This window comes from Bradyrhizobium niftali (assembly GCF_004571025.1).
Lineage (GTDB): Bacteria > Pseudomonadota > Alphaproteobacteria > Rhizobiales > Xanthobacteraceae > Bradyrhizobium > Bradyrhizobium niftali.
In genome coordinates this window covers 1-20665 of record NZ_SPQT01000006.1, presented here as the reverse complement: position 1 = coordinate 20665, position 20665 = coordinate 1, and the positions used below count along the sequence as shown (strand labels likewise).

17 protein-coding genes are annotated in these 20665 nt (G+C 65.6%); 13 read left to right on the top strand and 4 right to left on the bottom strand.

The window, feature by feature from the left end; all coding sequences use genetic code 11:
• Positions 1–47: 47 nt before the first annotated feature.
• A complete protein-coding gene (locus E4K65_RS13725; RefSeq protein ID WP_135174611.1) occupies positions 48–635 on the top strand; it encodes a hypothetical protein in 588 nt (195 codons plus the stop codon).
• Positions 636–698: 63 nt separating this feature from the next.
• Positions 699–1298 (top strand): YdcF family protein, encoded by a 600-nt coding sequence (locus E4K65_RS13720; protein ID WP_167770788.1) that lies wholly within the window; start codon positions 699–701, stop codon positions 1296–1298.
• Positions 1299–1368: 70 nt separating this feature from the next.
• Here the strand turns inward: E4K65_RS13720 and E4K65_RS13715 are convergent, their stop codons facing one another.
• The gene (locus E4K65_RS13715) at positions 1369–2712 is read right to left on the bottom strand and encodes an aminotransferase-like domain-containing protein (RefSeq protein ID WP_167770787.1); all 1344 of its coding nucleotides are present in this window, start codon (positions 2710–2712) and stop codon (positions 1369–1371) included.
• A 185-nt stretch (positions 2713–2897) separates the two neighbouring features.
• Here E4K65_RS13715 and E4K65_RS13710 point away from each other — a divergent pair, with 185 nt between their 5' ends.
• Positions 2898–3134: a DUF1127 domain-containing protein gene (locus E4K65_RS13710; RefSeq protein WP_135174608.1), complete on the top strand. Its 237-nt coding sequence runs from the start codon at positions 2898–2900 to the stop codon at positions 3132–3134.
• 929 nt (positions 3135–4063) lie between these two features.
• Here E4K65_RS13710 and E4K65_RS13700 read toward each other — a convergent pair.
• The gene (locus E4K65_RS13700) at positions 4064–4489 is read right to left on the bottom strand and encodes a universal stress protein (RefSeq protein WP_011088599.1); all 426 of its coding nucleotides are present in this window, start codon (positions 4487–4489) and stop codon (positions 4064–4066) included.
• A gap of 71 nt (positions 4490–4560) precedes the next feature.
• Positions 4561–5097, bottom strand: coding sequence for a SixA phosphatase family protein (locus E4K65_RS13695; protein ID WP_135174607.1), 537 nt, complete (start codon positions 5095–5097; stop codon positions 4561–4563).
• Between the two features lie 194 nt (positions 5098–5291).
• Here E4K65_RS13695 and E4K65_RS13690 point away from each other — a divergent pair, with 194 nt between their 5' ends.
• From E4K65_RS13690 to E4K65_RS13650, 9 genes are all read left to right on the top strand, one after another.
• Positions 5292–6749 carry an NAD(P)/FAD-dependent oxidoreductase gene (locus E4K65_RS13690; RefSeq protein ID WP_135174606.1) on the top strand — a complete coding sequence of 486 codons (1458 nt, stop codon included), beginning with the start codon at positions 5292–5294 and terminating at the stop codon, positions 6747–6749.
• Between the two features lie 85 nt (positions 6750–6834).
• Positions 6835–7347 carry a peptide-methionine (R)-S-oxide reductase MsrB gene (msrB, locus tag E4K65_RS13685; RefSeq protein ID WP_135174605.1) on the top strand — a complete coding sequence of 171 codons (513 nt, stop codon included), beginning with the start codon at positions 6835–6837 and terminating at the stop codon, positions 7345–7347.
• A 177-nt stretch (positions 7348–7524) separates the two neighbouring features.
• Positions 7525–9789 carry a flagellar hook-basal body complex protein gene (locus E4K65_RS13680; RefSeq protein WP_135174604.1) on the top strand — a complete coding sequence of 755 codons (2265 nt, stop codon included), beginning with the start codon at positions 7525–7527 and terminating at the stop codon, positions 9787–9789.
• A 36-nt stretch (positions 9790–9825) separates the two neighbouring features.
• Complete coding sequence (gene flgK / locus E4K65_RS13675) at positions 9826–11709, top strand: flagellar hook-associated protein FlgK (RefSeq protein WP_135174603.1); 1884 nt, start codon at positions 9826–9828, stop codon at positions 11707–11709.
• Positions 11710–11730: 21 nt separating this feature from the next.
• Complete coding sequence (locus E4K65_RS13670) at positions 11731–13614, top strand: flagellar protein (RefSeq protein WP_135174602.1); 1884 nt, start codon at positions 11731–11733, stop codon at positions 13612–13614.
• A 71-nt stretch (positions 13615–13685) separates the two neighbouring features.
• Complete coding sequence (locus tag E4K65_RS13665; RefSeq protein ID WP_135174601.1) at positions 13686–14468, top strand: hypothetical protein; 783 nt, start codon at positions 13686–13688, stop codon at positions 14466–14468.
• The gene (locus E4K65_RS13660) at positions 14458–16101 is read left to right on the top strand and encodes a hypothetical protein (RefSeq protein ID WP_167770786.1); all 1644 of its coding nucleotides are present in this window, start codon (positions 14458–14460) and stop codon (positions 16099–16101) included. Before E4K65_RS13665 ends, E4K65_RS13660 begins: the two co-directional genes overlap by 11 nt.
• A gap of 1 nt (position 16102) precedes the next feature.
• Complete coding sequence (locus E4K65_RS13655; RefSeq protein WP_167770785.1) at positions 16103–17356, top strand: ATP-grasp domain-containing protein; 1254 nt, start codon at positions 16103–16105, stop codon at positions 17354–17356.
• The gene (locus tag E4K65_RS13650; RefSeq protein ID WP_135174598.1) at positions 17353–18852 is read left to right on the top strand and encodes a pyridoxal phosphate-dependent decarboxylase family protein; all 1500 of its coding nucleotides are present in this window, start codon (positions 17353–17355) and stop codon (positions 18850–18852) included. The genes E4K65_RS13655 and E4K65_RS13650 overlap by 4 nt, the downstream gene beginning before the upstream one ends.
• A gap of 103 nt (positions 18853–18955) precedes the next feature.
• On the opposite strand, the gene flbT is transcribed toward E4K65_RS13650, so the two are convergent.
• Entirely contained in the window at positions 18956–19396 is a 441-nt protein-coding gene (gene flbT, locus E4K65_RS13645) for a flagellar biosynthesis repressor FlbT (protein ID WP_135174597.1), read from the bottom strand.
• Positions 19397–19711: 315 nt separating this feature from the next.
• Between flbT and E4K65_RS13640 the strand changes: the two genes are divergently transcribed.
• A partial coding sequence (locus E4K65_RS13640; RefSeq protein ID WP_135174596.1) for a DUF1522 domain-containing protein occupies positions 19712–20665 on the top strand: 954 nt, incomplete at its 3' end.

Genomic DNA, 20665 nt, shown 5'->3' with positions numbered 1-20665 from the left:
GCAAGCGGGTCGCAGGCGGGATTGCGCGGACGGGGTCGATTGTCGAGATGCAGGTTTCGGACACGCAAGGCGCCCCAGGTGCGAGCTACGCCTACAAGGCGTCGCTGATCGGCTCGGCGCATCGTTTCGAGCTGACCGATGCCGGGCTGTCCTGGCACATCGGCGGCCGTTCCGGCCTGTGGCGCTATGATGAGATCAGCGCTGTCAGGCTGTCGTTCCGCCCGGTGTCGATGCAGCAGCATCGCTTTCGCGCCGATGTCAGCCGCAGCGGTGGCGGCCGCATCGCGATCCTGTCGACGAGCTGGCAGACCGCGGCGCTGATGGCGCCGCAGGACAACGGCTTTCGCGATTTCATCATCGAGTTCCATGCGCGGATGGCGAAAGCAGGCAGCCGCGCGGTGCTGACCGCGGGCCTCGGCCGCAACACCTATGCCGCGGTGCTGGCGTTCATGGCGGTGCTGACGGTGGCGATGACCGGGCTCCTGGTCCGCGCGCTCATGATCGGCGCGTTCGCCGGCGCGCTGTTCATCCTCGGCTTTGCCGCGCTGTTCGCCTGGCAGGTTGGCGGCTTCGTGCGGCGCAACCAGCCCCAGAGCTACAGCTTCGATCGCGTGCCGAGATCCCTGTTGCCTTAAGCTGCAATCGGCCGCAATCAAACGTGACTTCGCGCCCCGGTGCCGGTGTCGCATCGTGCCGCCATGCCAGCCCTGAATCGCAGTACGCGCCTGCCTGCGGCGGACGAGATCGCCAGGATCAACCGCACGCATCTGATCGACACGGCCCTCCGGCCGGCCGACCTCTTGTTCATGTTCGGCACCCGCGAGGACGTCGCACTGCGCGCCGACACTGCCGCAAGGCTGTGGCGCGAGGGCTTGTTCCGCTGGTCGATCGTCAGCGGCGGCGTGACGCCGGGCTCGGAGCAATCCGAGTGCACCATCATCAAGGCGGCGATGGCCGCGGCGGGCATTCCGGCGGACCGGATCCTCGAGGAACATGGCGCGATGAACACCGGCGAGAACGTGATCTTCTCGCTGCCGGTCATCGATGCGGCGCTTGGGCTGCAAAATATCCGCAGCGTGATCTGCCTCGGCAACACCTGGACCGCGCGTCGCTACCCGATGACGCTGCACCGGCACTGGCCCGAGGTCGAGAAGATGCTGCTCACCGTCGACAGCTTTGCGACGCCGCGCGCGCTCTGGCACACCGACGTCGAATTTCGTCGTCGTGTCCTGCATGAATGGGACAAGATCGAGCCGTACAAGGCGAGGGGCTTTATCGCGGAATGGCCGCAGGGCTGACGGACAGGATTCTGGTTTTGACGCGTTTTCTTCGCGAACCGGTATCCCACTTCGCGCGAAAGCGCTCTGGCTACTCCGTCGAGTCAAAATCCTCTTCCTTGGTGCCGAGCAGCGAGACGAGCGTGCGCAGGCCCGAATCGAGCTGCTCGAACGTGGGCGGGGCGAGCGCGAGACGCACCGCATTCGGCGCGTGACCATGCGCGATTGCAAAAGTCGAGGACGGCGTCAGCGCGATGCCGCGCCTGGCGGCTGCGGCAACGAAGGTCTGCGAGCGCCAGTGTGGCGGCAGCGTGAGCCAGAGATGATAGGAGCGCGGGTCGGCGGCGAACTGGTAGCCGGCCAGCAGCCTTGCCGCGGTCTGCTGGCGGCGCGCGGCGTCGATACGCTTCAGGCGCGTCAGCTCGGCGACGGTGCCGTCGGCCATCAGCCGCTGCCCCGATGCGAGCGCATGGCCGGAGGCGATCCAGCCGCCGGTGCGGACCGCGCTCATCACGCTCTCGCGCAGATGCGGCGGGGTGACGAGGATGCCGAGCGCAAGGCCGGGCGCGACCTTCTTGGACAGGCTGTCGATCACGATGCAGCGGTCCGGCCCGAGTGCGGCCAGCGGCGTGTCGTCGGCGAGGAAGCCGTAGACGGCGTCCTCGATGATGGTGAGATCGAGCTTCTCGGCGACGCGCATGATGTCGGCGCGCCGCGTCGCGTTCATGGTGACGCCGAGCGGGTTCTGGATGATGGGCTGGAGATACAGCGTCGACAGATGCGCCTCGCGATGCGCCTTCTGGATCGCGTCGGGCCGTGCGCCGTGCTCGTCCATCGGAATCGGGACCAGCGTCACGCCGAGCCGCGCCGCGATGCTCTTGACGTAAGGATAGGTCAGCGCCTCGACGCCGCAGCGGCCGCCGGTGGGGACGAGCGCGGCGAGGGCGGCCGCGAGCGATTGCTTGCCGTTGGCGGTGAAGACGATCTGCTCGGCCTGCGGCGCAAAATCCTTGCGCGCGAGATAGGCGGCGGCCGCGTTGCGCGCGCTCTTGGTGCCGGTGCTGGTCGAGACGCGCAGCGCGGATTCGAGCGCGTCGACGCGCTCGAGCCCCGCAAGACTCTTGGCGATCATGGCCCATTGCTGCGGCAGCAGCGGATAATTGACCTCGAAGTCGATCCGCGCGTCGCGCGGCTCGCTCAGCGCCTCGACCTCGCGCCTGATGTCGCCGGAGATGAAGGTGCCGCGGCCGACCTCGCCGACCACGAGGCCGCGGCGGAGCAACTCGGTATAAACCCGGCTCGCGGTCGAGACCGCAATGCCGCGGTCATAGGCAAAATTGCGCTGCGGCGGCAGCCGGTCGCCGGGCCTTAACGTGCCATTAGAGATATCCGAGGCAATGGCATCGGCAAGCTTCACGTACTCGAACTTGGACATTATTGCACCGAGAGCAATGTTTTCCTTGCTCCGAGTAATGTACTGGAGCATTTAAGTTCCATCAAGGTCCGCGATTGAGCCGAGGAGAGCGAGAGCAATCCGATGGCAAATGAGGTGCAGGCGCTCCCAGCGTCTGCGCCAACGGCATCCGTTTCGCCGCGTGGACAGAAGTCCGGAGAAGAAAAATGACCACGATCTCGCAAACTGCCGGGCGGAGTTTACGCCCATCCTCGTCGAGCGGATTTTTCCGCGCGCTCGCCAGCGCCACCCAAGCCATGCTCGACCGCCTGGAGCGCCGCTCCGCCGTCAAGACGCTGAACGAACTCGACGACCGCGCCCTGCGCGACATCGGGATCAACCGCAGCCAGATCGAGGACGCGGTCTACGGCCAGTTCAAAGCCGAACTGTCGCGGTATCTGTAAGGCTTTGTCACGACGCCCGGCAGGTCCGGGCGTGGTGACGTAAAATGTCTCCGCATCGTCATTGCGAGCGGAGCGAAGCAATCCAGACTGCCGACGCGGAGCGACTCTGGATTGCTTCGCTGCGCTCGCAATGACGGAGCATGTGGGTGGCACTGTCGCTCCTTTAGCTCGCGCTCTCATCGCAGACACACCTTTGCCCTCTCGCGGCGAGTTTCGCCCGAGCTTTGCTTCGTCGCGTCACGCCCAATGAAAGAGGGCGCAGGGAAGGCCGGGAGCCGGTTGGCTCCCATTGGCCGCCATGCCAAACGCGGATTGCGCTACGATGCACAGCGGGGAAACAGGGCAACCGGAGCATCCCGGCCTTCCCTGCGCGAATGGTTGGAACGGCTTATGTCGTGCTCTCCCCGGGGAGCGATGCACTATTGCCCCCGTCGCCTTGCGGATGGCTGATGCGCGCGGTCCGGTCGGACCGCACCCATCACCGCAAGACTTGGCGCACAGACCCCGGGCGCCAGGACGACACGATTTGGCCGTACGCCGGTCACACCGGTCGTGCGCGCGATGCTGTCGCTCACGGTTGCCCGCCCTGCGATGCCTGTCGCGCCGATGTGACCCACGTCCACCGCCGCCCGGCCCGCGTTCGTGACGATCGCGATACGCCCCTCTTCCTTGGGCCGGAGTGCGCGCACTATCCGCCAATTCCGAATTTCGGTAAAGCGGAATATTTTCGACAGCAGCGATTGACCGCCATTTTGCGTGTCTTGCCCGTCGGGCAACGCAAGGGCTTGTAGATGCGTAGGGTGGATTAGCCGAAGGCGTAATCCACCTCTTCTGCTTCCGCGGAGAGAGACAGTGGTGGGTTACGCCTTCGGCTAACCCACCCTACGAGATCGAGCCGCTTCGCTGCGCTCGCAATGACGGAGCAGCCCTCAGTGCCTGACCACCAGCACCGAGCACTTCGCGTAGCGCACGACGTGGCCGGCATTGGAGCCGAGGAAATAGGTGCGCATCGCCGGCCGGTGCGAGGTCATCACGATCAGATCGGCCTTCATGTGCACGGCTTCCTCCAGGATCTCGTGGTAGATGCCGCCCTGGCGGACCACGCTGGAGATGTGGGAAGCCTCGATGCCGGATTCGCGCGCGACGATGGCGAGCGCTTCCTCCGAGGTCTGGCGCTGCTGTTCGTCGAAGTCGGCCGGCACGTATTCTGCCAGCATCACCGGCGTCATCGGCAGCACGTTGAGCAGCCGCACCGTGCCGCTCCAGGTCTGCGACAGCGTTGCCGCGGTTGCGATCGCCGGCTTGGCCAGATCGGTGTCGGCGAGGTCGATGGGCACGAGGATGGACTTGAACATCTGCGCCTCCAAATCTTCCAGTCAGCCCGTGATCAGGCTGCATCGACCGGTCGAGACGGCGCCCGCGCGTCTCATCCCGATCGAAGCAGCTTGGGGCTGACGAACAGCACCAGCTTGCCGCGGCGGTAGGCCACGTCCCCCCAATCCTTCACGTCAAAGTCGAAGATCGCAAGCCCCGCGGTGGGCAGATTGTGGGCGAGCGCCTTGGCGCCGGCCGGATCGCCGCCGCCCATCAGCATCAAGGCGGCCTCGTGCATGCCGGGATTGTGGCCGACCAGCAGCAGCCGCTTCGGGTTGCCCGGGTTGGTTGCAGTGCGAATGGATTTCAGGATCTGCGCGGGATCGGCGCCGTACAGTTCCGGCAGCACCTCGACCTCGGGCGCGGCGACGCGGCCCTTCATCGTCTCCCAGGCGACATCCCAGGTCTGCCGTGCCCGGACGGCATGCGACACCAGCACGGTGTCGGGGAAGGGGGGATGGGAGGCGATCCAGTCGCCGATCTCGGCGGCATCCTTGTGGCCGCGGTCGTCGAGCCGGCGATCCTGGTCACGGCCGCTCGGCGCGTCGGTCTCGGTCTTGGCGTGACGCAGCAGCATCAAACGGCGCATGGCACTCTCGAATCGTTACACGTCCAGAATAATCTACAGGCACCGCTTGAGGACAAGGTGACAAGCGCCCGATCGGTCCTTTAAAGCGCGATGAGATTTGGACAAACCCTTATCGCGCTTTAAATTTTGTCTTGAGCATGATCTTTTCGGAAAACCGCTGCACACTTTTCCGGATCATGCTCTAAGAAAACGATATGAGCGAGACTTTCACGAGCGTGCCCCAGGAAGAAGCCGGCTTTCGCGAGCGTACGCGGCTGTCGTTCGAGCTCGACGCCGACATCTGCGTGATCGGGGCAGGGCTTGCCGGGCTCTCCATCGCGCTGGAGGCGGCCCGGCTCGGGGCCAGCGTCGCGGTGCTCGAGGGCCGCCATATCGGCTGGAACGCCTCCGGCAACCAGCTCGGCACCGTGATGCCGGGCTTTGCGCTGCCGCTCACCGAGCTGATCGAGCGCATCGGCTATGAGGACGCGCGCGAATTGTGGACGCTGTCGAAGGAGGGCGCCGAGTTCGTCCGCGCCAATGCCACCGAAGAGAACATGCCGGGAATCACCCCGAGCGACGGCGTGCTCGAGGTCTCCAACGTCGATACCGGCGACCGGTTGATCAGCCGGTTGCAGATGCTGCACGAGGATTTCGACACCGATGTCGAGGGCTGGCAGGTCGATCGCGTCCGCGAGGTGCTCAAGACCGATCGCTACTTCCACGGCGTCTACTATCCCAGGGCATTCCAGGTCGACGGCCGCAAATATGTGCACGGCCTTGCGGCGCTGGCGCGGCGGGCCGGCGCCCGCATCTTCGAGGATACGCCGGTGGTCAGCATCGACCATTCCGGTATCCGCAAGCGGATCGTCACGCCGTCGGCGCGGCTGCGCGCGACGCACATCGTGCTTGCCGGCAACATTCATCTCGGCGCGCCGTTGAGGCGCCTGTCGGAGACGCTGCTGCCGGTCTGGCGCTATGCCGGCATCACCGCGCCGCTCGGCGAGCGCGTGCACGAGATCATCGCCTTCAAGGGATCGGTGATGGATTCCGACGGCGTCGATCATTTTCGTATCGTCGACGGCGACCGGCTGATGTGGGAGAGCCCGGAGACCACCTGGGCCGCGCGGCCGCAGCGCTTTGCAGGCGGCGTCAAGCGACGGATCCGGTCGATCTTCCCCCAGCTCGGCAATGTCGAGATCACCGAGATGTTCGGCGGCGCCACCGGCCAGACCGTGCACGGCATGCCGCAGATCGGCCAGTTGCGCAAAGGCCTGTGGGTGGCGAGCGGGTTCGGCCGCCAGGGCATGAACACCTCGGCCATGGCCGGGCAGATGATCGCGCGCAGCATCCTGTGGGGCGACGAGCGCTGGCGGCTGTTTTCGCCGTTCGAGCTGGTCTGGGCGGGCGGCGCGACCGGACGGGTCGCGGGTCAACTGGTCGGGATCTGGGGCAGGACGAGCTCCGCCGCCGCAGGCACGCTCGCCCGCTACCGCGAACGTGCCAGGGTCAAGGACAGGGAACGCGAGGCGCGGCTGGCCGAAGCGAACCGGGCCGCCGGCACCGGTCCGCGCCGACCGCCGCCCGGTGTGCGGCCGCGGCCGGCCCCGGCGCCGAAACCCGCGGCTGAAGCCGTGGAACCGGCCGTGCACGACGGCGGAATCTCGCAATAAGTTGAGAAAAACTCCGCCGGGACGTGTAACGTCGGCCGCTAGAACCCGTATCTCAGGGTGTGGACGCTCCCGCACGGAGAATGAGATGTTTGACCGCCGCATCCTGCTAACGACTGTCGCCGGCCTGTTCGGCCTTTCGGCCTTCCGCTGGCTGAGAGGAACGCCTGCCGAGGCCGGCGAGAAGGCCGCGGAAACGTTCGAGATCACGAAGACCGAGGCCGAATGGCGTGCCCAGCTCACGCCGCAGCAATATGAGATCCTGCGCAATCACGGCACCGAGCGGCCGGGCTCCAGCCCGCTGCTGAAGGAGCATCGCAAGGGCGTCTTCGCCTGCGCCGGCTGCGACCTGCCGCTGTTTGCGTCCGATACCAAGTTCGAGAGCGGCACGGGTTGGCCGAGCTTCTACCAGCCGATCGAGGGCAATGTCGGCAAGACCGAAGACCGCACCTTCGGCATGCTCCGCACCGAGGTGCATTGCCGGCGCTGCGGCGGCCATCTCGGCCATGTCTTCGATGACGGTCCGAAGCCGACCGGATTGCGCTATTGCATCGACGGTTTCGGGCTGGTCTTCCACCCCGCGGCAGCGTCGGCGACGTAAGGAAGCCCCGGCAATTGTTGCCGGTCCCGGCAATTGTGCCCCGGTCATCAGACCGGGGCACTTTCATTAAGTCATTGATTTCCTGAGAATACCCGCATTGGCATAGCCCTTGCGACTGTCTCCCCCGACTGCGGCCCTGGTCGACCGGCCGCCGAGATCGGATTTGGAGACAAAGTTATGGGTATCTTCGATGCAATGAACACCTCGGTGGGTGGCCTGCAGGCGCAGTCCTACGCGCTTCAGAACATTTCCGGCAACATCGCGAACTCATCCACCACCGGTTACAAGGGCATCGGCACCAGCTTCGTCGATCTCATTCCCGACGCCTCGGTGCCGAGCAAGCAGGTCGCGGGCGGCGTGACGGCCAATGCGAAGGCCACCATCACCACGCAGGGCACGATCTCGTCCTCCACCGTCGCCACCAACATGGCGATCACCGGCGACGGCTTCTTCTCGATCCAGAAGGCGACCGGCGTCGTCGACAACGTTCCGGTGTTCAGCGGCGTCACCTACTACACCCGCCGCGGCGACTTCCAGCTCAATGCCAACGGCAATCTGGTCAACGGCGCCGGCTATTATCTGATGGGCACCACGGTCGACCCGAAGACCGGCAACCCGACCGGCAATGTCGCGAGCGTCCTGAAATTCCAGAACAACTTCATCCCGGCGCAGGCCACCACCTCGATCCAGTACGCCGCCAACCTGCCTTCGGTGCCTAACACGGCGGCGAGCTCGAGCGCGGCGAGCGGCACGCTGCTGGCGGCCGGCGGCCTCAATCCATCCGATTTCGCAGCCAATCCGCTGATCGTCGGCACGCCTCCACCGCCCTATACGAATGCGACCGTCTCCGGCGCGGCGGCCACTGGCAATCTGCGCTCCGCGTATACGTCAACAACTTCGACGAGCTCAGTTGCGCTGCAGGACAGCGCATCGGCGGTGGCAGGTACGGGTACGTCGCTCAATCCTTCGGCGAGCCCACATCTCAGCATTCTCGGCGCGCTCTCCGGCAACACGCTGACGATCAACGGCACCAACACGATCTATTTCGACCCCAACGCCACCGGCCTCACGACAACGGGCAACAGCAGCGTGATCGGCGTGAAGGCCGGCAGCACAATGACGGTTCAGGACATCCTGAATGCGATCTCGCTCGCCGGCGGCAGCGGCGTCAGCGCCTCGCTCAGCGGCACCGGCAACATCCAGATATCGACCGGCACCACCACCGACGTGTCGATCGGCAGCGGCGCGGCTTCAACCGCGCTCGGCATCAGCACCGTGACGCGGGGCGGCAACGTGCTGTCGTCACCGGCGACCACCGGAACAACGGTGCTGGGTGGCACTGCGACGGCAGGTGGTGCCGAAGTCCTCTCGACACCCTTCGCGCTCAACGACAAAATCTATGTCAATGGCACGGGTGCTTCCAATACGATCACCTTCGTGTCCGGCGTTGCTACGCCGCCGAACCAGATCAGTCTCAGCGACAATATCTCACAATTGCTCGCCCAGATCGATCAAATCAGCGGCACGACAGGCTCATCGATCAGCAACGGTGTGATCACACTGAATACCGGCACCGCAAACCCCACTCTCACGGTATCGAGCAGCAATTCCAACGCCTTTGCCGCGCTCGGCTTCACTTCTTCGGTCAGCAAGGCTCGCGGTGGTGGCGGCACAGCCGGTACCGGCACCGTGATAGGAAACGACATTGCGACCTTTACCAAGGAATCGATCAGCGGCGGCGCCGTAACCGCTTATAATGCCGCCGGTACCCCCGTGAATCTGCAGTTGCGCTGGGCCAAGACCGACAGTGCATCGCTTGGCAATGGCCATGCCGACTCCTGGAATCTGTTCTACCAGACTGACCCGTCCGCAACCGGGACAGCGGTCGGCTGGATGAACGCGGGACAGTCCTTCACCTTCGCAGCGGACGGGTCGCTGACCTCGCCGAGCGGCTCGGGGATCACGATCCCTAACGTCACCGTCGGCGGTCAGACGCTTGGCTCCGTCTCCTTCAACATCTCCTCGGGCGCGCTGACGCAATATGCCTCGACCAGCGGCGCGGTGACGATCAACACCATCACGCAGAACGGCTATGCCGCGGGCCAGCTCCGCTCGGTCGCCGTCAACAACAGCGGCCTGGTGGTCGGCACCTTCTCCAACGGCCAGAACCTCGACCTCGCGCAGGTGACGCTGTCGCATTTCAACGGCACCAACTACCTGAAAGCGCTCGACGGCGGCGCTTATGCCGCGACCGACCAGTCGGGGCCCGCGATCGACGGCGCCTCGGGCTCCATCAGCGGCTCGTCGCTGGAAGGCTCGAACACCGACATCGCAGACGAATTCACCAAGCTGATCGTGACCCAGCAGGCCTATTCGGCCAACACGAAGGTGATCACGACGGCGAATTCGATGGTGCAGGACCTCCTGAACGTGTTGCGCTGATCGGCGCGTGACGTAACCAAAGGCGGGTAAGTTCACATGGGTTTGAGTTCAGCCCTTGCCAGTGCGATGAGCGGTCTGCGTGCCAACCAGGCCGCGCTCTCGATCGTCTCCTCGAACGTCGCGAATTCGCAGACGCCGGGTTACATCGTCCAGACGCCGAACCAGATCGAGGTCACCACCGGCGACTTCGGCTCGACGGCGATGACGACCGGCGTCAGCCGGGAGCTCGACAGCTTTGTGCTGAACCAGCTGCGCACCGAGACCGGCGGCAGCGGCTACGCCGACCAGATGGCCAACATCCTGAAGCAGCTTCAGAATGTCTACGGCAATCCCGGCGGCAGCGGCACACTCGAAACCGCGCTGAACAATTTCACCACGGCGTTGCAGGCGCTGTCGACCAGCGCGGGCTCGTCGTCGGCGCAGACGGTTGCCCTCGGCGCGGCGCAGGCTCTGGCGCAGCAGCTCAACGTCACCACCAAGGGCATCCAGTCACTGCGCTCCAACGTCGAGCAGGATCTCGGCACCTCGGCGCAGCAGGCCAACGCGGCGATGAACCAGATCGCCGACATCAACACCAAGCTCCAGGGCCTGTCGGCCACCGACCCGTCCGCCGCGACGCTGATGGACCAGCGCGACCAGGCCATCAACACGCTGTCGAAATATGTCGACGTGCGCGTCACCACCGACGGCTCCAACCAGGCCAACATCTACACCACGACAGGCATCCAGCTTGTCGGTGCCGGGCTCGCCTCGCAATTCTCCTTTGCGTCCGCCGGCGCGCTGTCGGCGACCTCGCTCTACAACATCGATCCGGCCAAGTCGGGCGTCGGCGCGTTCAACATCGTCCTGCCGAACGGCTCGAAGGTCGACGTCGTCGCCAACAATGTGGTCTCGTCGGGCCAGATCGCGGCCGATCTGAAGCTGCGCGACCAGACGCTGGTGCAGGCGCAGACCCAGATCGACCAGCTTGCCGCGACGATGTCGAGCGCGCTGTCGGACAAGACCACGGCCGGCAGCACCGTGTCCGGCCCGCCGGCCGGGTTCGACCTGGACGTTGCCGGTGCGCAGCCGGGCAACACGGTCAACATCACCTACACGGACACGACCACCAACACCCAGCGCCAGGTCACGCTGGTCAACGTGACCGATCCGGCGGCGCTGCCGCTCCAGAATGCGACCAATGCCAATCCGATGCGGGTGGGCGTCAACTTCTCCGGCGGCGTGGCGGCGATTGCCTCCGCGCTCAACTCCGCGCTGTCAGGCTCGCACCTGACGTTCTCCGCGGCTCCTGCGCCGGCAACCGCCACGACGCTGCGGGTGACCGACGACAACACCGGCCTTGCCAAGGTCAATTCGGCCTCGACCACCAAGACGATCTCGTCGCTGACCTCGGGCAACCCGCAACTGGCGGTCTTCACCGACGGCGGGCAGGCGCTCTACACCGGCGCGATCACGGCGTCGGGCTCGCAGATGACCGGCCTTGCCGGGCGCATCGCGGTGAACACGCAGCTGGCCAGCGATCCCACGCGGCTGTCGGTCTACAACACTTCGCCGGTGACGCCCGCGGGCGACACCACGCGTTCGGACTATCTCTATTCGCAGCTCACCAACGCGGTGTTCTCCTATTCGCCGACGACCGGCCTCGGCTCGGCCAACCAGCCCTTCACCGGCAGCGTCTCGAACTACCTCCAGCAGTTCCTGAGCATCCAGGCCAACGCCTCGACCCAGGCCACCCAGCTCCAGCAGGGCCAGAGCGTCGTGGTCTCGACGCTCCAGGCTAAATTCAACTCGACCTCCAGCGTCAACCTGGACTCGGAGATGTCGAACCTGATCCAGCTTCAGAATGCCTATGCCGCCAACGCCCACGTGATGTCGGTGGTGCAGGGCATGATGAACACGTTGCTCCAGGCTCAAGTGTAACAAGTAACAGGGCTCTGAAACATGTCGATCAGCAGCATCAACTACTCTTCGTCGGTTCTCGGCTCGCAGATCCGCAACATCAATCAGCAGCTCACCGACCTGTCGACGCAGCTCTCGACCGGCAAGCTGTCGCAGAACTATTCCGGCATGGGCACCAACGAGGGCTTTGCGATCGCCGGGCGCGCGCAGCTCTCCAACATTGCCGCCTATACCGACACGATCACCAACGTCAACGTCAACATCAACCTCGCCAATACCGCGCTCCAGGCGCTGACGACGATCCGCAACACGGTGCAGACGGGCTCCGCCAACACCGCGCAGGATCTCAACGTCAACGGACAGACGGTCGCGCAGAACACCGCGGCCGCGCAATTCGGCTCGATGGTCGGCGTGCTCAACACGCAGTCGGGCAACCGCTATCTGTTCTCCGGAACCGCCTTCAACACGCAGCCGGTCGCGGATGCCGGCGACATCATCAACGGGACCACGACGCAGGCGGGCTTCAAGACCGTCATGGCGGAGCGCCAGGCCGCCGACCTCGGCGCCAACGGCATGGGGCGGCTGGTGCAGACGCAGCCCACGCCAAGCTCGGTTCAGGTGTCGGAGGACGTCGCGGGATCGCCGTTCGGGCTCAAGATCAAGGCGGTCTCCTCGACGTTGACGGGCGCGACCATCACCGGCCCGAGCGGCTCGCCGGTGTCATTCTCGGTCGATCTCAACGGGACCAATCCCGGCAATGGCGACAAGCTGAGCATCCAGTTCACGCTGCCTGACGGTACGACCGAGCAGATCGACCTGACGGCGTCGACGGCGACGCCGACGCCGCTCGGCAGCTTTGCGATCGATGCGAGTGTCCCGGTCAACCCGAACAATACCGCGGCGAATCTCAACACCGCGCTGAACACCGCGATCAAGAAGCTTGCCAACACCTCGCTGGTGGCGGCGTCCGCCGTGACCGCCGGCGACAATTTCTTCAACACGGACAGCTCGGCGATCGGCGCTCCCAAGAGCAATCAGGCGGCTCCACCCGCACCGATCAGCGGTGCGACGGCGCTGTCCGGCGCGAGCCCCTCGGACTCGATCTCGCCGGGCTTCGTCGCCGGCAACACCATCACCGTCAACGGCACCACGCTCACTTTCGTCGCCTCGGGCGCGACCGGCAATCAGCTCAACGTCGGCGACAGCATCCAGACGCTGCTGAGCAAGATCGACGCGATCACGGGGACTTCGAAGCCGTCGACCATCCATGGCGGCTCGATCACGATCAACACGGACGATGCGGCGAGCCTGAACATCACGAGCTCGAATACGGGTGCGCTGGGCTCGCTCGGTTTCAGCGCGACGCCGGTCACCGCGACGCAGCCGCCGCTGCGCGTCGGCTCTTCGCCCGCGAGCTCGGCGACGACGCTGGTGAACGGCACGGCCAACACCGTGAAATGGTACCAGGGCAATGACGGGCCCGGTTCGGCGCGTTCCACCGCGATGGCGCGGGTCGACGATTCCGTCACGGTGCAATATGGCGCGCAGGCCGACGAGGATGCGATCCGGCGGCAGCTGCAGGCGATCGCCGTGTTCGGGACGTTCTCGACCTCGCCGACCGGGCAGTATTCGGGCGGGCAGGTCTCGGCGCTGAGCCTGCGGGTGACGCAGGCGCTGACCCAGCAGCCGGGGCAGCAGCGTATCGAGGACATCCAGACCGACTTTGCGATGGCCCAGAACACGATGAAGGACGCGAGCACGCGCCAGACCCAGGCCAAGGCGCAGCTCCAGACCATCATCGACCAGGCGGAATCGGCCTCGCCCGACCAGGTCGCGAGCGAGATCCTGTCGCTCCAGAATGCGCTGCAGGCGTCCTACCAGGTGACCTCGAACCTTGCGCAGCTTTCGCTCGTCAAGTTCCTGTAAGGATGCGTTAAGGCGCCGTTAACCATGCCTCTTTACCTCTTGGTGAGGATTGGAGCGGGGCGGAGCTGTCGATGTCGGACAAGATGCAACTGGTGGTGGCAACGCCTTGCTTCGGCGGGCAGGTGTCGAGCATCTATGCGAGCTCGATCTTCGCGCTCCAGCGCGCCGTGCACGGCATGTCCAATCTCGAGCTCAAGGTGCTGCTGCGCGACGGCGACGCCCTGATCACGCGCGCCCGCGCCAACCTGGCCGCGATGTTCCTGGACGATCCCAAGGCGACGCATTTCCTGTTCATCGATGCCGATATCGGGTTCAAGCCGGAGCAGGTGTTCCGGCTGATCGAATGCGGCGCCGACGTCGTCGCCGGCTGCTATCCGATCAAGCGGGTCAACTGGGACAAGGCCGCGCGTGCGATCCAGTCGGGTCGGGCGGATGTGCCGGCCGCCTCGCTCGACTACGTGCTCGAGATCGAGGACCCCGACCGCATCGTGGTGGTCAACGGCTTTACCCGCGTGCGCTACGCCGGCACCGGCTTCCTGATGATCCGGCGCCGCGTGCTGGAGGCGATGTGCCGCCATCCGGACTACGCCAGCCTGCAATTCTTCCGCGAGCATTCGCACGATACGCTGGCGGCGAGCCGGAACCGGTTCGCGCTGTTCGAATGCATGATCGATCCGGCGACCGGCACGTATCTCTCCGAGGACTTCGCCTTCTGCAAGCGCTGGACCGATATCGGCGGCGAGATCTGGGCCGACATCCAGAGCTCGCTCGACCATGTCGGGCCGTCGGTATTCCACGGCGATATCGCCTCGCAATTCGCGCCGGCGCCCGCGGCGGCGGCCGATGCGGCGTGAGCCTTTCGGGATGAGCGTCGGCGCATCCCGTCTGCCAGAGCTGGGGCGAGCGTCCGACAGTGGCTCGCGCTACCGCTTGCGCGATCTGTTCACGCCGCTCGACACGCTGCTGGTCTCCGGCGGAGATTCGCGCCTGACGCTCGATCCGAACGACCGCGTCAACGCCTATGGCTGCGCGGCCTCGCCGGAGCCGGAGATCTGGAATTTCGCTTCCTCGACCGCGTCCGTGATCTCGCAAGCGGCCTATGACCGCGTCGCGCTGGCGCGCGAAGAGCTGATGCACAAGTGCCTGTTCGACGAGGTCGAGGTCGCCTTCGACTCGCGTTGCGAGGACATGCGTGACGAGCTGCGCGGACATCTCCAGCTCTCGCCGCGCGTCGATGTCGTGTTCTCGCCGTCCGGCACCGACTCCCAACTTCACGCCTTGTTCCTGGCGCGCGCGGTGCTCGGCGCAGTGCCGGTGACGATCGTGGTCGGCACGGATCAGACCGGAAGCGGGACGCCCCATACCGCACGCGGGCACCATTTCAGCACGATGACGGCGAGCGGCCTTGCGGTGCGCAAGGACGGCGCGGTGGCCGGGCTCGCCGGCGACAGCGTCGCGGTGCCGCTGCTCGACGCGGCGCCCGGCATTGCGATGCGCCCGGATGCGGATGAAGCGGTGCTGCGCGCGGTCGCGACCAGCCTCGCGCAAGGTCGACGCGTTCTGTTGCAGATCATGGATTCTTCGAAACTCGGCTGGCGCGCGCCGAGCGTGGCCTGCCTCGACGAGATCGCGCGACGCTGGCCCGGCAAGGTCCAAATCGTCGTCGATGCCTGCCAGGCGCGGCTTGGCCGCCGCCGGCTGCGTTCCTATCTCGATCGCGGCTACATGGTGCTGATGACGGGCTCGAAATTCTTCGGCGGCCCCGCCTTCAGCGGCGCGCTGCTGGTGCCGAAAGGCCTGTCGCGCTCGCTCGGCCGGATCGGCGAGATCGCGCCGGGCTTCTTCGATTATGCCGGCCGCAGCGACTGGCCAAAAGCCTGGACGGGGCTGCGCTCGCGCTTCGAGCGCAGGCCGAATTTCGGTCAATGGCTGCGCTGGGAGGCAGCGCTCAGCGAGATCGGCAGCTATTATGCCGTGTCCGGTGCATTTCGCGCCAAGGCGCTGGCCGAGCTTGCGGCCGGCATCGACAGCATGATCGCGCTGTCTCCGTCGCTTCGGGCTGTTCCGGCCGCGATCGAAGCGTCCGGGATGGACGACGAGGAATTCGCGCACGCCACGATCTTTCCGTTCACGCTGTGGCGCGACGGCAAGCCGGTTTCCATCGCCGAGACCAGCGCCGTGCATCGCGCCCTGGCGCACGACATGAACGGCGACATCGACGGCAGTGCGGCGGACCGGCAGGTTGCCGCGCAACGCTGCCTCGTCGGCCAGCCAGTACGATTTGACGAGCCGGACGGCAAGCCGCAGGCCGCGCTGCGGCTGTGCGTCGGCGCGCGGCTCGTCACCGAAGCCTGGTCGGCGGACGCCGCCCAAGCGCAACGCAATTTGCAGCATATCCTCGATCGCATCGCCCACGTGCTGGTGAAGATCGAGCTGCTGCTCGACCGTGCCGCGGCGGCGCCCGGGAAGTCTGTGCTCGAGGTCTAAGATGCTGCATCCTGTTTCAGCGCCGAACGGCGCGACCGCGCCGAACTATTCCGATCGCATCGGCTTTGCGCAACTGACGCGCCGCGCCTTCGAGGGCGGCAATCTGCATCCGCTGCGCGAGAAGCTCCTGGCGCGGATCGAGGAGGGGACGGCCGAGGCCGGCGAAGGCCTGGATCTATCGCTGATTGCCCAGCTTCTCGGCGAGAAGGAGGCCGGGCTCGTGATCCAGACCGAGGTGCTCGCCTTTCACCAATTGTTTCGCACGCCTTGCGCGGCTCCGAAACCCGGCCTGCGCGTGCTGGCGCTCGCGGCCGATATCGACATGGGCGGCAACACCCCGATCGAATTCCTGCTCGAAGGCTCCGACATCGAATTGCTGACGCTCTATGTGGTCAAGGGCGTCGGTCTGCCGGCGACGTTGCCCGAGCACGACGTCGCGATCGTGGTCGCGTCCGATTCGGAAGAATGCCGGCAGGCGCTCGCCGTCATCGAACAGGCCGCGCCGCACTGGCCGCGGCCGTTGCTCAATCGCCCCCATCTCATCGGCAACCTCGATCGCGACAAGCTCTACCGGCTGCTGGCGGGCATTTCCGGTCTCGACATCCCAGCGACCGTCCATGCGACGCGTGCGCAGTTGCTGGATCTTTCGGAAGGTAAGATCGCCTGCCAGGACGTCACGGGCGAATTGCGCTTTCCGATGATCGTGCGTCCGCGCGGCACGCATGCGGGCGTCGGGCTCGCCAAGATCGGCGATGCGCCGGCACTCACGGCCTACCTTGCCGAACGGAAAGAGCAGGATTTCTTCGTCGCGCGCTTCGTCGACTATGCGAGCCCCGACGGGCTTTACCGCAAATATCGTCTCACCATGGTCGACGGCAAGCCCTACGCCTGCCACATGGCGATCGCCGACCGCTGGGACATCTGGTATCTCAACGCCTACATGGCGTTCAGCGAAGAGAAGCGAGCTGAAGAAGCCGCCTTCATGCTCGACTTCGACAGCGCTTTCGCCGCGCGTCATCGCAACGCGCTCGACGAAATGAGCAAGCGTGTCGGCCTCGACTATTTCATCGTCGATTGCGCCGAGAACAGGGACGGCGAGCTGCTGGTGTTCGAGGCCGACAACACCGCCGTCGTCCACAACATGGATCCGCCCGCCGTGTTTCCCTACAAGCCGCCGCAGATGCGCAAGATCTTTGCCGCATTCATCGCGATGCTGTCGCGACACGCAAAAGCCGGCGAGGGGAGTGCCGCATGAACGAGATGGTCCGCAAGACACAAGCCGCCGCCACCGACACCTCGCTCGATCCGCAGGACTGGAACGCGTTTCGCGCGCTCGCTCATCGCATGCTCGACGAGACGATCGACGGCATCGCCAACATTCGTGCGCGTCCGGTGTGGCAGCCGATCCCCGATGACGTCCGCGCGGCATTCAAGGCCGACGTGCCACGCGAGGCGAGCGATCTCGCCGATGTCTATCGCGAATTCGCCGAGCACGTCGCGCCCTATGCGACCGGCAACGTCCACCCCGGCTTCATGGGCTGGGTGCATGGCGGCGGCACCGCGGTCGGCATGCTCGCGGAAATGCTCGCCGCCGGCCTCAACGCCAATCTCGGCGGGCGCGACCACATGCCGATCGAGGTCGAGCGCCAGATCGTCGACTGGATGCGCCGCCTTTTCGCCTTCCCGGAGAGTGCGAGCGGCATTTTCGTCACGGGCACGTCGATGGCCAACCTGATGGCGGTGCTGGTGGCGCGTACCAGCGCGCTCGGCACGCCGGCGCGACAATACGGCATCGGCAACGACGGCGCGCTGCTGACCGCCTACACGTCACGTGCCGCGCACGGCTGCGTCTCGCGGGCGATGGACATTGCCGGGCTCGGCACCGATGCGTTGCGCAAGATCGACGTCGATACCGATCATCGCATCGACGTCGCCGCGCTGCGTGCGCAGATCGCGGTCGACCGCGAGGTCGGCTTCAAGCCGTTCCTCGTCGTCGCCTCCGCTGGCACGGTCGATATCGGCGCGATCGACGACCTCAAGGCCATCGCGGAGCTGTGCCGCGAGGAGGGAATCTGGTTTCACGTCGACGGTGCGTTCGGTGCGCTCGCGATCCTGGCGCCCGAGCTTGCGCCGGTGCTCGGCGGCATCGAGCTTGCGGATTCCATTGCGCTCGATTTCCACAAATGGGGACAGGTGCCCTACGATGCCGGCTTCCTGCTGGTGCGCGACGGCGAGCAGCATCGGCAGGCCTTTGCGCAGCCGGCGGCCTATCTGAGCCGCGAGGCGAGGGGGCTTGCCGCAGGCGCGGTCTGGCCCTGCGATCTCGGTCCCGACCTGTCGCGCGGCTTCCGCGCGCTGAAGACCTGGTTCACGCTGAAGACATTCGGCACCGACCGGCTGGGTGCGGTGATCGCGCGAAGCTGCGCGCTGGCAAAATATCTGGAAGCGCGCGTGCTCGCCGAGCCGCGGCTGGAATTGCTGGCGCCGGTAAACCTCAACATCGTCTGCTTCCGTTACCGCGCCGATGATGCCGTCAATCGCGAGATCGTCGCTGATGTCCAGGAGTCCGGCATCGCTGCGCCATCAGGCACCACGCTGGACGGCAAGTTCGCGATCCGCGCCGCCATCGTCAACCACCGCACCGACGAGACGGACATCGATGCGCTGGTTGCGGCCATACTTGATTTTGGCGCACGGCGGGTCGGCGACGGAGTGATCGAGATCGAGGCGCCGCCGCTCGCGGCGCAGTAGCATCGATGCATCGCTGAAACGACAACGGCCCCGGAGGCGATCCGGGGCCGTTGTCGTTGGGCAGCGTTGTCGTTCGCGCGGCTCGGCCGCGCGAACGCCGTAATCAGGCGGCAGTGCTCACGTCGTCCTTGTCCGCTTCCGCCTTGGGATGCGTGGCTTCGTACTGGCCCCGCAGCTTGTCCTCATAGGCGATCAGCTTGCGGGCATCCTTCAGCGCCCGGTAGAGGTCGCCGTTCAGGATGTTGTTGTTGATGGCTTCGATGATCGGCCAGGAGCTCGGCACCGCGGTGACGATGTCCCGCACGAGGTTGAAATAGGTGCCGTGCTGGGTCTGCGGATCCGGCGAGATATACATGAGCTGGACCGCCAGATAGACGAGCTTGGCGGGCGTGTTTGCAGTCTCCGGCGTGAGGATGTCGCGCTCGCGCAGGATCGGCACGTTCTCGCCGTCGATCAGGAGGCGGGCGCGCTGGTCCGTGTTGGTGATCACCGAGTTGCCGACGATGATGCGTTCGTGCGGTTTGAGCTCGACCTTGAGAGCCATGCCTGTTCTCCATCAACGCTTTCGTAACCGAGCGCTCGTTGCGGTCTATCTGGACCTGATTCTCGCTCGCAACTAGTTAACGAGTTGTGAATCTCCGTGCGGCGCGCGGAAAACATAATTAAGTTCAATATCTTATCTGTGTGGCGGCGCGGCGGTGTGGACCGCTTGCCGGGGCGAATCATGCGCCGACTCAGCGAAAGCGCCGGATTGATTTCATGCTTCGTTAGATTCTCGGCGCCACGGTCCGGCGGTCGCTTGATCATGATGATCACAGCAGACGCGTAACAGTAGCGTTTACCAGAAAGGTAACAGCGTATGTCCGGCATTGTTCTCTCCTCTTCGGTTCGTCAGAACCTCCTCTCCCTCCAGTCCACCGCTGATCTTCTCGCCACCACGCAGAACCGTCTGTCGACCGGCAAGAGCGTCAACTCGGCCCTGGACAATCCGACCAACTTCTTCACGGCACAGTCGCTCGACAACCGCGCCAGCGACATCAACAACCTGCTCGATGGCATCGCCAACGGCGTGCAGGTGCTGCAGGCCGCCAACACCGGCATCACCTCGCTTCAGAAGCTGATCGACTCTGCGAAGTCGATCGCCAACCAGGCGCTGCAGACCACGGTCGGCTACTCCACCAAGTCGAACGTCTCCGCGACGATCTCCGGTGCGACGGCGGCCGACCTGCGCGGCACGACCTCCTTTGCCAGCGCGACGGCGAGCAGCAACGTCGTGTATAGCGGCGCGGCCGGCGGCACCACGGCGGCAAGCGGCACCACGACGCTCGGCGCCACCATCGGCTCGTTCACAGGCACCGCGGGAACGGCCGGCGACGGCACCACGGCGCTGACCGGCGCCATCACCCTGATCGCCACCAACGGCACGACCGCAACCGGCCTGGCCAGCAACGCGCAGCCCGCCGACGGCGACACGCTGACCGTGAATGGCAAGACCATCACGTTCCGCAGCGGCTCGGCTCCGGCCTCGACCGCGGTTGCGTCCGGTTCTGGCGTCAGCGGCAACCTCGTCACCGACGGCAACGGCAACACCACCGTCTATCTCGGCACAGCGGGCACCCCGGCTGCGACTGTCAGCGACCTGCTGACCGCGGTCGATCTGGCCAGCGGCGTCAAGACGGTATCCATCAGCTCCGGCGCTGCGACGATCGCGACCAGCCTCAACCAGACCGCTTCGAGCGTTGGTGGCGGCGCCGTCACGCTGAAGAGCTCGACGGGTGCGGATCTGAGCGTCACCGGCAAGGCCGACCTGCTC